We start from the raw sequence: 11,178 nt of genomic DNA, 5'->3' as shown, positions 1-11,178 counted from the left end.
AAGATAGGCGTGTAGAGTTCATTTTATTCAAGAAGAATGGGAAAGAACTATCAATTATTTACCTATTGAAATTTGAATGTTACATCTTAATAAATATCTCATAAGCCATCATTCATCAATTCGATGATTTTGTTAATTTCAAAAGACCGATAATCTAGAGATGATTATCGGTCTTTTGAACACTATTTACAGCTATTATTATAAAAATTATAATTGTCTCTAATAAAATAGAATACAAATCAATACTTAAAGGAGTGGATTTCATGGCTGATAATCGAAATATATTAAGATCTGTTCCTACATTAAGAGAAATAGAAAGTGCGTGGGGAGAACAATTTGAACTCTACGCTCAATTCATCTTAAATCTAATTCAACCTCAATATACTCGCACTCGCGTCCATAAAGATAATGGAGTGGATGGGATTTTATATTTACGAGAATCAAGCAAAAAGAACCCTCCTGTTTTCTATTCGATTTACGGACCAGAGAAATCTACTCGATGGCCTGCTAAATTAGCTAAAATAAAGAAAGATATTCAATCTATCCAGAACTTTTCTGAAAATGAACATTTGGATTATTCTATTTGCTTCGTCTTCAATTTTTATTTAGGTGGCGATGAAGTGAAATCTCTTAATCGGCTTTCAAAAGAAATGGGTATCTTATTTATCTATTTATTTCCAGACACTTTGATCAGTCGGTTAGAAGCTAATTCTAAACAGCTATTAAAAGCAATGGCATTCATTAACGGTGTGGAACAAGAACCGAATGAATTAACCGATTGGAACAACCATATCTTCGCTGGAAAAGTACTTGAACAACTAATAAATCTTTCTAATTATCAAGACGTCGGTGATCGATTACGAATAATTGCTAGCATGAGAGCACAGTTGCTGACTTATCTACCATGGCAGGAATTCCATGTAGATACATGGATTCAACCATCACGAAAACAAGTAACAAATTTGACGAAATCCATTTATAAACCACGCAACTCATTATTTGTTGAACATACTCAAGTCAATCAGGGATGTCGTACCATTTATGTAGTGAAGAGAGATAGCAACATTGTGAATCAATTTTCTGAAGAAGAGTACATGAAAATTTATGAAGATGATTTAATAAATAAACCTACTGTATTTAAGATTGGTCAAACCATGATTGCTGTTAAAGTAGAAAACCTTGCAATTATTTATCGTATACTAAATATTTGTTATCAAAGAATTGAGAACATAGGAAGTTTCACTTTATATAACGTGCTTTTAGTGATTGCAAGTGGTTTTTCAAATAGTAGACTTTATCAAAAAGAGAAAAAGCAGGAAAGTAAATCACTAGACAATTAGTATAGAGGCTGCAAGAGAAGAATTTAAGATAACAGCTTTTTGAAGATAATACTATTGTTCTATTAGTTGTATTTTTCCTATTTATTACTCGTTCAGTTCACAACTTTTTTGTTTGAAGTAAATTTTCTAAGTTCGTAGCTTTTATAAATTCTTTAGTTTTTTTACTATGCAATAATGCTACTAAAAATCATTATTAGTTCATGACTTTTTTGTCCTTTAACAGATGAAAAAGGCTGCAAAGCATTTGTGCAGATGGTGCAGGGGCAGGTAGAATCTTACCGGATGGATTTGAAAGTAGTGCCAACTCTAACCGATCTTGTATCAGAAGGCTATTTGAAAACTGGAGAGACAAATTGTCCCAACGGCGATGTAGTGAATATTTCGGTTGATGGAGTGGTGACATCTACAAAATCATCTTAAAAGAACAAGGATTTACATTATTGGAAATGCTCTTAGTATTGTTGATGTTAATGACAATTGTTGCAATTTCAATAACAGGCTATCAGGCATTTTTAGTTAAAAAAGAAGAACAGCGCTTTTTTGAAACTTTGCATCAGGATATTTATTTTGCACAAAGCCAGAGTCTTTCTTTGAAAAAGACAGCGAAGCTTGTTTTTAGGGATACCAAAGGAGCCTATGAAATATTCACAGACCTTCAGTCAGTGGTGCTGTCCAGAAAGCTGCCTAAATCGGTAACGTTGAAAAATACCAGCAACCTTACTGAAATTAATTTTAATTCAAATGGCTCGGTCGTCCAGTCGGGAACGCTCCGTTTCGCTACGAGCAGCGGAGAAAAGACATTGGTTGTGCATCTTGGAGGAGGGAGAGTGGTGTTTTCTGAATAGCAGAGGGGTTTCATGGGCGGAAACCATGGTCAGCCTGTTCATGGTGTTTATCATATTTGGCAGCTTGCTGCCTGCCATGCTCAGCGTTCAGCAAAGCCTTCAAGAGAAAAAAGAAAGAACCAGCGCTTTTGAAACTTTGCACGAAGCCGCCAGAAAGATAAGTTCGTCGGGGGCATTACAGGGGCAGCGTACAGTCAACGGCATCGTTTACAACTGGGAAATGGCTGATCGGCTTTGCGTTGATTATGCAGATTTTAAAGGAGAGCAGGAGCAGCTATGCATCGAATAAAACGGCTGGGGGAAAGTGGATTTTCCTTTTTGACCTCACTTTTTGATTTGTTTGTGCTGCTGACGATGCTGCCGTTGATCGTCCTTTTTTACGGTTTTGCGATGGGCTTTACAGAAGACTTGGATCCGCATCAATCAGAATGGCGGTTGTTTGCCGTCGACTTGCAGAATTACTTGAACAATGGAGATTCACTCGAAATTATCAATGGCGGCAGCGGAATTCGTGTTATTAAAATGGGGGAGGAGTATGACATCGAGCTTTATACCGATATGATTCGCAAGCAAAAAGCAAGGAAAGGGCATGAAGTCATGCTCACCCGCGTCCATAAATGCAGCTTCTCGTTGACAGGTGATACGGTGAAAGTCCGGATCGAATTCACAACAGGTACTGTAGAAGAGGCAGAATATGTTTTCACGCCGCTTTAGAAACGAGAAAGGTGCCATCTACCCTATTGCCATCGTCTTTTTTATAACGGCCCTGATCCTGTTATCCCACACCCTTACGCTCTATTCCATCCAATATAAAACATACGATGGTTTGGAAAATATGCATAGACATGCTACGATACAACTACTAATGGAAATAGAGCAAAAAAAAATACCTGAGTAGAGGTAAGTATCGGGTGGGTAGGATGAACAGAATATATTTGATTGGATTCATGGGCTGCGGAAAAAGCGCGGTCGGCAGGAGGTTAAGCTTTCTGCTAAAACTGCCCTTCTATGATATGGACAAAGAGATTGTCCGACAAACAGGGAAAACGATTCCGGAAATTTTCGAGCAGCATGGCGAAGAATATTTTCGGAACCTGGAAACGCAGTTTTTGCAAAATTTTAAAAATGATCATTGCATCATCTCTACAGGCGGCGGCGTTACTATGCGGAAAGAAAACCAAAAAATCATGAGGAATACGGGCCTGGTGCTTTTTTTAGACGCTCCATTCCGCGAAATCTGGAGAAGGATTCACCGGGATCCAAATCGGCCGATTGTCCGCCAATCGAGCCGGGAGGAAATCGAAGCGCTGCATAAAGCACGCTACCGTGCATATAAACAAACTGCACACATTACAATCCGTACAGAATTCCGTACCTTGCGGCAAATTACGCAATATGCCGCTTTTCAAGTAAATCGACTAAAAGGCGAATGATTGGATTTTAATTAATCCAATCGTTCGCCTTTTGTCCTTATAAAGAAAAAAGATTGCGCTTCCGTCATAACAATGTTAGGATATATTCAAAGTTATACTATTCTGTATAACGGATTGGACCAATCAATCTTGATTTGGGCGGATGATTGTACGAGGAGAGAACGCGAATGCGTCGCCGAAGGAGCAAGTAACAGAAGTTATGAATCTCTCAGGCAAAAAGACTCGTACAGGACGCATCTCTGGAGAATGCTGCATGTCAGCTACCAACGAGGAAAGCCATTACGGTAAACTTTCAGGTTCCAGGACAGAGATTTCCCTTTACAGGGAAATCTCTGTCCTTTTTTCGTGCCCTTGCGCTCATTGGCGCTGGCCGAAAAGGGTTTAAAGAATGAGGAGGAAAATCATTGGCACAGTTAAAGCGTACACCTCTGTTTGAAACGTATTCAAAATATGGTGGCAAAACAATTGATTTTGGTGGTTGGGAACTGCCCGTGCAATTTTCAAGCATTAAGGAAGAACATGAAGCGGTCAGAACAAAAGCAGGTCTTTTTGATGTATCGCATATGGGTGAGATCTTCGTTACAGGAGCTGGCAGTTTAGAATATCTTCAGCATCTCGTGACAAATGATGTGTCCAAAATACAGGATGGCCAGGCGCAATATACAGCAATGTGCTATGAAAACGGCGGAACAGTAGATGATTTGCTGGTGTATAAACTTGCGGACGAGCATTATTTACTGGTTGTCAACGCGTCCAATATCGAGAAAGATTATGAATGGATGGAACAATCTAAAGCGGAAAATGTCACATTGGACAATGCATCCGAGCGTTATGGATTGTTGGCGTTGCAGGGACCCTTATCTGAAACGGTGCTGCAGCGTCTGACAGAGGAAGATCTTTCCACAATCAAACCTTTCCGCTTTAAGCAGGATGTGGAAGTGGCGGGCCAAAAAGTCATTTTGTCACGAACAGGTTATACAGGAGAAAATGGGTTTGAAATTTATGCAGGACCGGAAGCGTTAACCGTTCTGTGGGATAAAATCCTTGCAGAAGGGCAGCCGGAAGGCATATTGCCTGTAGGTCTTGGCGCTCGTGATACATTGCGTTTTGAAGCCTGTCTTGCCTTATACGGGCAGGAGTTGTCGAAAGACATCACGCCGCTTGAAGCTGGCATAAACTTTGTGGTGAAATTGAAAAAAGAGCAGGATTTCATCGGAAAACAAGCATTGGCTGCACAGAAAGAATCAGGCGTCCCTCGCAAATTGGTGGGCATTGAGATGATTGATAAAGGAATTCCGCGCCACGGTTATGCCGTATATGCAGGAGACCAAAAAGTCGGAGAAGTGACTACTGGCACACAATCGCCTACTTTAAAGAAGAATATTGGGCTGGCTTTGGTTTCAAGTGAGCACGCTGAACTGGGAATCGAATTGGAAGTGGAAATTCGTAACAAGCGATTAAAAGCGAAAACGGTGGAAACGCCATTTTATAAACGATCCAACTAATCTAACTTGAAAAGGGGACAGCACTCGATGAAACATCGCTATTTACCAATGACGTCTCAAGACGAAAAAGACATGCTGGAAACGATTGGCATCGAATCGATCGATGAATTGTTTTCGGATATCCCGGAAAAAGTACGTTTCAAAGGCGAATACAAGATCAAGGCAGCCAAATCAGAATCTTCGTTGACGAAGGAACTGGCACAGCTTGCAGCTAAAAATGCCGATACCAACCGTTATGCATCATTTTTGGGAGCGGGTGTCTATGATCATTACAAGCCAATTATTGTAGATCATGTGATTTCGCGTTCTGAATTCTATACGGCTTACACGCCTTATCAGCCTGAAATCTCTCAAGGCGAACTGCAGGCTATTTTCGAATTTCAGACAATGATCAGCGAATTGACAGGCATGGACATTGCCAACTCTTCCATGTATGACGGTGGAACAGCACTTGCCGAAGCCGGAATGCTTGCTGCAGGGCATACGAAACGCAAAAAAATTCTGGTGTCGCGCGCAGTCCATCCGGAATCACGTGATGTTGTCCGTACTTACGCACTTGGTCAGTCTATCGAAGTTATTGAAATCCCGTTAAAAGATGGCCATACAGATCTTGATGCATTAAAAGACATGATTGATGAAGACGTTGCAACCGTGATGATCCAGTATCCGAACTTCTTCGGCCAAGTTGAAAACCTGAAAGCAATTGAACCAATTGTCCACGAAGCAGGCGCCTTATTGGCTGTATCGTCCAATCCGTTGGCACTTGGCGCGTTGACTTCACCAGGCGAGCTTGGCGCAGATATTACAGTGGGCGATGCACAGCCTTTCGGGATTCCGGAAGCGTACGGCGGACCTCATTGCGGATATTTTGCCGTGACGAAAAAATTGATGCGCAAAGTTCCGGGCCGTTTAGTGGGTGAAACGACGGATGAAGAAGGCCGCCGTGGTTTTGTTTTAACTCTGCAGGCGCGTGAGCAGCATATCCGCCGTGACAAAGCGACTTCAAATATCTGCTCGAACCAAGCCTTGAATGCGTTGGCTGCTTCGGTCGCCATGACGGCGCTCGGCAAAGTCGGCACACAGGAAATCGCCAAACAAAATATTGTGAAAACACATTATATGAAACAGCAATTGAAAAAAGCCGGCTTCGAGATCGCATTCGAAGGTGCTCATTTCAATGAAATCGTTGTGAAAACAAAAGAATCGGTTAAGCAATTGAACGACCGCTTGTTTGAAAACGGAATGATTGGCGGCTATGACCTTGGATTGAGCTATGATGAATTGACTGGCCATATGCTGGTAGCGGTCACAGAACAACGGACAAAAGAAGAAATTGATGCATTCGTGCAGGAAATTGCTGCAAAAGTGCAGGAAGTGGGGGCTACTCATGCATAAGGACAACCAAGCGCTAATTTTTGAATTGACCAAAGAAGGACGCGTCGGCTACAGCTTGCCGACTCTTGATGTGCCCGAAGTTGACTTGAGTGAGTTATTGCCGACTGATTTGATCCGTACAGAAGCTGCTGAACTGCCGGAAGTATCGGAACTCGATATTATGCGCCATTATACAGCTTTATCTAACCGTAACCACGGCGTTGATTCGGGATTCTATCCACTGGGTTCATGCACCATGAAATATAACCCGAAAATCAACGAAACCGTTGCCCGGTTCCCAGGATTTGCGAACATCCATCCATTGCAGGACGAAAAAACCGTTCAAGGGGCTCTTGCCTTGCTGTTTGATTTGCAGGAGCATTTGAAAGAAATTACCGGTATGGATGAAGTGACGTTGCAGCCAGCTGCAGGAGCACATGGCGAATGGACTGGTTTGATGATGATCCGCGCTTATCACGAGGCACGCGGCGACTTTAAACGAACAAAAGTCATCGTGCCTGACTCAGCGCACGGTACCAATCCGGCTTCAGCGACCGTTGCTGGATTCGAAACTGTGACAGTCAAGTCGAGCGACCAGGGGCTTGTGGACCTGGAAGACTTGAAGCGTGTGGTCGGGGAAGATACGGCAGCATTGATGCTGACAAACCCGAACACACTTGGACTGTTTGAAGAGCAGATTCTTGAAATGGCAGCCATCATCCATGAAGTTGGCGGCAAACTTTATTATGATGGCGCCAACCTGAACGCGGTTATGTCAAAAGCACGTCCTGGTGATATGGGCTTTGATGTGGTCCACTTGAACTTACACAAAACCTTTACGGGACCTCATGGCGGCGGCGGACCTGGGTCTGGTCCGGTCGGCGTGAAGAATGATTTGATTCCATACTTGCCAAAACCAGTATTAGTGAAAAAAGGCGATGCCTATACATTCGAGTACAACCGTCCGGAGTCAATCGGGCGCGTGAAGCCATTCTACGGCAACTTCGGCATCAATGTGCGTGCCTATACGTACATCCGTTCCATGGGTCCGGATGGCTTGAAGGCTGTTACGGAATATGCAGTATTGAATGCCAACTACATGATGCGCAGACTGCAGCCGCATTTCGATTTGCCGTATGACCGCCATTGCAAGCATGAATTTGTGTTGAGCGGCCGTCGCCAGAAGAAACTCGGTGTCCGTACTTTGGATATGGCAAAACGCCTTCTTGACTTTGGCTACCATCCGCCAACCATCTACTTCCCACTGAATGTGGAAGAAGGTATGATGATCGAACCGACAGAAACTGAATCCAAAGAAACATTGGATGCGTTCATTGATGCGATGATTCAAATTGCAAAAGAAGTTGAAGAAAATCCTGAAATCGTTCAAAACGCCCCGCATACGACGGTGATCAACCGTTTGGATGAAACAAAAGCGGCGCGCAAACCAGTGCTTCGCTACTATAAAGACGAATAGGATGATAAAAACGTGGAAGCCTTTTGGCTTCCACGTTTGAGCTTGTAGACAAAAGAATATATATGTCACTAAACGAATGAAACTTCATTTCATCTTACTTGCACCGGATCCTGCGCTCCAGGCGGACGCGTTCCGCGGGCTCGCGCCGAACTAACTCGGCCTTACGTCCGAGTGGATTTCGGCACTTCGCTATCCCGCAGGAGTCGCCGCCCTGCGCTTCGGATCCTCGAGTGAAGGGTTTTTAACAGTTTTACTCAGGCTTTATTTACCCTGAGCTGACTAGCAGGCTTGTACCTTTGATTGAAACCATACGATCCCGACCGGGCTGGCTACGAAGACTCCTGTGGTATCAGCGAAAGCTGAAGACCCCGCAGGAACGCAGTGACGAGGAGGCTGAAGCTGAGCCCACGGAAAGCGAAGTGGCCAGCCCGGTTGGATTATATATCCTATTCATTTTAATTCGACTTTGTCTACAGTCTGAAACGTGGAAGCCTTTTGGCTTCCACGCTTTTTTTGCATATCAGTAAAATCCGATTGACAGTTCTGGATTTTCCCAGTCATTTTTTTCGGTGCGCTTGTTCTGTTTCTGCAATTCTTCAATGCGTTTCGCGTATCCTGAATTACCATCGTAATGCCAATTCAAGGCGGTGGACATATACAGTTCATTTAATTGAGAGATTGAAAGCCCTTTTGTCAACTTGGCCATATCCAAAAGTTCGTCATTAGAAAAGATATGTTTGATGTCAAGTTTACGCAAGTATTTCTCCCGCAATGATTTGGAAGGAGCAGGTATTTCATAGGCCCGGTCAAAACGGCCAGCTCGGTTAATTAATGCCGGATCGATTTTTTCAGGATAATTGGTGGTGCCGATGACAAACAGTCCTTCACGCGATTGAGTGCCGTCCAAGGTGTTCAAGAAGACTGAGCGGGTAAAGTCGGGCATTGAGTCAATGTCTTCGATCACTAGAATGGCCGGAGCGAGTCTAGAGACGATGCCAAAGACTTCCTGAATGGTATAGCTATTGGTGAACTCTGTAATCTGCCAGTAGACGACAGGCGCTTCTGTGGAGCCAGTGATGGATTTGACCAGTGTGGTCTTTCCGTTGCCAGGTGAACCGTATAGCAGGATTCCCCGTTTATAGGGAACGCCGTATTCCCGGAAAAACTGGCCGTCTTCTTTAAAGAATTCATCAATGGAACGGAAAATGTCCTGTTTAACGGAATCCGCCAGCATCACATCAGCACGGTCGACAATGGCATGTTCACCAAAGTTGCGGCGATGAACGCCATCTTCGGTATCGACAAGATAAGTGATGTTGTTCATTAGCATCTGTCGCAGCATTTCATTCATGGCTGTCAGAAAATCAAAAGCGGATTCGACCGATTTGGCATAGCAATGAAATTCAGGCCAGCTGTTGTCAGCGGTTGTATAGAAAGGAAGCTGGGTAATGGCCACATCATGCTCAGGGAAATAGATGAGCTTGTTCTCAAAGCTTTGCTGTATTCTGAGATTGCCGCTGTGCAAGTCATCTGGTGCATTGGCGATTTTTCCAAGAGGGCGAGCTTCATAGATAAAAGACAAGACTTCAAAAAGAATCAGCTTTTTTTCCATCATATCGATTAGGTGGCTATTCAATTGTTCAATAGGCTCTGTAACATCAATATGCATCCAAGAACCGCCAGAGCGCTCATCAAGAACGTTTAGTATGCTTTGGGAAACAGTGGCGATGTCAGAGTAATGCGGAAGCGTCTCCCGGATGGATGGGTGGTGTGGAAAAAGGACGACAGGTTTCATATAATTTCCTCATTTCGAATGGAATTGGACGAAAAAACACCCTTCCAGCATTGTGGAGGGGTGTTTGGAGTTTAGGCTTTGGATTTTATTTTTCCAGTCCATTGCTTGAATCCGCCTTGCAGCTGGAACAATTGGTTGTAGCCTTTTTTCTTCAGGAAGATTGCGACGCGTCCACTGCGTGCCCCATTCTGGTCGTACAGGTAAACCGGCTTATCCGAACGGATTTCCTTATAGCGCTGGCGCAATTGTGATTGTGGAATATTGCGTGCTCCAAGGATATGTCCAGCCGCAAAATCTTTCGGTTCGCGAACGTCAATCAACTGAGCTTTGCGATAGCCTTCGATAAATTGTTCCTGTGTCAGGTTAGTGACAGCTTTTTTGATGCGGAAATACGAAATAACCGCGTAAATGATGATTGCCAACACGATGGCGATCGTAATGTACAAAAATTCCAATGTTCTTGCCCCTTTCTCATCTTCCTTTATTATAAGAGAAGAGATGACGGATATTCAATGCCAATGTTACACTAATTATCGGAAATAGGAGGCGATCTTGTGAAATATCCAAAATGGGTTTTTATAAATTCGGGTGCAAGCAGCCCTTCGTTCAATATGGCACTTGATGAAGCGTTACTGACTTGGCATAGTGAAGGATTGATGCCGCCGGTCATTCGCTTTTACAGTTGGCAGCCAGCTGCGCTGTCCATCGGGTACTTTCAGAAAGTTGAAAAAGAAATAGATATGGATGCCGTCAAGCGCCTCGGTCTTGGATTTGTCCGTCGGCCTACCGGGGGCAGAGGGGTTCTTCATGAGCATGAACTTACATATAGCATTATTGTCAGCGAAGCATATCCGGATATGCCAGAAACTGTTACTGAAGCTTATCGTGTATTAAGCGAAGGCTTGCTTGAAGGTTTTAAGAACCTTGGTTTGAACGCCTATTTCTCTGTGCCTGATACGGAGGAAAAACGATCTGATCTTAAAAAACCGAAATCGGCCGTCTGCTTTGATGCACCCAGTTGGTATGAAATGGTCGTGGAAGGCAAGAAAGTGGCAGGCAGTGCGCAAACTCGCCAAAAGGGCGTTATTTTGCAGCATGGTGCTATCCTTATTGACCTGGATGCGGAGAAGCTGCTGTCGGTTTTTAAATTTCCGAACGAGCAGGTTAAAGAGCGCATGCGCGTGAAGATCCCCGAAAAAGCGGTCTCGATCAATTCACTGCGTCAGCAGCCGGCAACAGTGGAAGAATGCGTAGAGGCATTCAAAAGCGGTTTTGAGCAGGCGCTATCCATTGATTTGCAGCCCTACATATTGACAGATCAACAGCTTGCAGAAGTCAAGGCTTTAGAAGAAAAAAAATACGCCAATGCTGAATGGAATTTTCGGGTGTGAGAGTCTTTTGACTCATTT

The 11,178-nt window shown here is 43.6% G+C and carries 12 protein-coding genes and 1 riboswitch; of the genes, 10 read left to right on the top strand and 2 right to left on the bottom strand.

All coding sequences use genetic code 11. The features are described 5' to 3' along the window. Positions 1–263 precede the first annotated feature (263 nt). The 9 genes from FQV26_RS10370 (at position 264) to gcvPB (ending at position 7,974) form a co-directional block, all read left to right on the top strand. Positions 264–1,340, top strand: a complete 1,077-nt coding sequence (locus tag FQV26_RS10370) for a hypothetical protein (protein WP_146557404.1) — start codon at positions 264–266, stop codon at positions 1,338–1,340. A gap of 246 nt (positions 1,341–1,586) precedes the next feature. After that, entirely contained in the window at positions 1,587–1,760 is a 174-nt protein-coding gene (locus FQV26_RS10365; RefSeq protein ID WP_261384303.1) for a competence type IV pilus major pilin ComGC, read from the top strand. Continuing rightward, positions 1,742–2,185 carry a competence type IV pilus minor pilin ComGD gene (gene comGD, locus FQV26_RS10360; RefSeq protein WP_315898441.1) on the top strand — a complete coding sequence of 148 codons (444 nt, stop codon included), beginning with the start codon at positions 1,742–1,744 and terminating at the stop codon, positions 2,183–2,185. The genes FQV26_RS10365 and comGD overlap by 19 nt, the downstream gene beginning before the upstream one ends. A gap of 25 nt (positions 2,186–2,210) precedes the next feature. Beyond that, positions 2,211–2,474, top strand: coding sequence for a hypothetical protein (locus FQV26_RS10355; RefSeq protein WP_146557402.1), 264 nt, complete (start codon positions 2,211–2,213; stop codon positions 2,472–2,474). Further along, the gene (comGF, locus tag FQV26_RS10350; RefSeq protein WP_146557401.1) at positions 2,462–2,899 is read left to right on the top strand and encodes a competence type IV pilus minor pilin ComGF; all 438 of its coding nucleotides are present in this window, start codon (positions 2,462–2,464) and stop codon (positions 2,897–2,899) included. The genes FQV26_RS10355 and comGF overlap by 13 nt, the downstream gene beginning before the upstream one ends. Positions 2,900–3,105: 206 nt before the next feature. After that, positions 3,106–3,618 (top strand): shikimate kinase, encoded by a 513-nt coding sequence (locus FQV26_RS10345; RefSeq protein ID WP_146557400.1) that lies wholly within the window; start codon positions 3,106–3,108, stop codon positions 3,616–3,618. A gap of 142 nt (positions 3,619–3,760) precedes the next feature. Continuing rightward, a riboswitch (glycine riboswitch) is annotated at positions 3,761–3,852 on the top strand. Positions 3,853–4,022: 170 nt separating this feature from the next. Then, positions 4,023–5,123, top strand: coding sequence for a glycine cleavage system aminomethyltransferase GcvT (gene gcvT, locus FQV26_RS10340; RefSeq protein WP_146557399.1), 1,101 nt, complete (start codon positions 4,023–4,025; stop codon positions 5,121–5,123). 27 nt (positions 5,124–5,150) lie between these two features. After that, the gene (gene gcvPA, locus FQV26_RS10335) at positions 5,151–6,518 is read left to right on the top strand and encodes an aminomethyl-transferring glycine dehydrogenase subunit GcvPA (protein ID WP_146557398.1); all 1,368 of its coding nucleotides are present in this window, start codon (positions 5,151–5,153) and stop codon (positions 6,516–6,518) included. Continuing rightward, positions 6,511–7,974: an aminomethyl-transferring glycine dehydrogenase subunit GcvPB gene (gene gcvPB / locus FQV26_RS10330; protein ID WP_146557397.1), complete on the top strand. Its 1,464-nt coding sequence runs from the start codon at positions 6,511–6,513 to the stop codon at positions 7,972–7,974. The genes gcvPA and gcvPB overlap by 8 nt, the downstream gene beginning before the upstream one ends. A gap of 520 nt (positions 7,975–8,494) precedes the next feature. Here gcvPB and FQV26_RS10320 read toward each other — a convergent pair. Next, positions 8,495–9,769: an AAA family ATPase gene (locus FQV26_RS10320; RefSeq protein ID WP_146557395.1), complete on the bottom strand. Its 1,275-nt coding sequence runs from the start codon at positions 9,767–9,769 to the stop codon at positions 8,495–8,497. Positions 9,770–9,840: 71 nt separating this feature from the next. Next, positions 9,841–10,224 (bottom strand): rhodanese-like domain-containing protein, encoded by a 384-nt coding sequence (locus FQV26_RS10315; protein ID WP_146557394.1) that lies wholly within the window; start codon positions 10,222–10,224, stop codon positions 9,841–9,843. 99 nt (positions 10,225–10,323) lie between these two features. Between FQV26_RS10315 and FQV26_RS10310 the strand changes: the two genes are divergently transcribed. Beyond that, positions 10,324–11,160, top strand: coding sequence for a lipoate--protein ligase family protein (locus tag FQV26_RS10310; protein WP_146557393.1), 837 nt, complete (start codon positions 10,324–10,326; stop codon positions 11,158–11,160). Positions 11,161–11,178 lie beyond the last annotated feature (18 nt).

The organism is Planococcus sp. CPCC 101016, assembly GCF_007859295.1.
In the GTDB taxonomy this organism is placed as follows: Bacteria; Bacillota; Bacilli; order Bacillales_A; family Planococcaceae; genus Planococcus.
The sequence above is the reverse complement of the archived record's forward strand: the minus strand, read 5'-3'. Positions and strand labels throughout refer to the sequence as shown.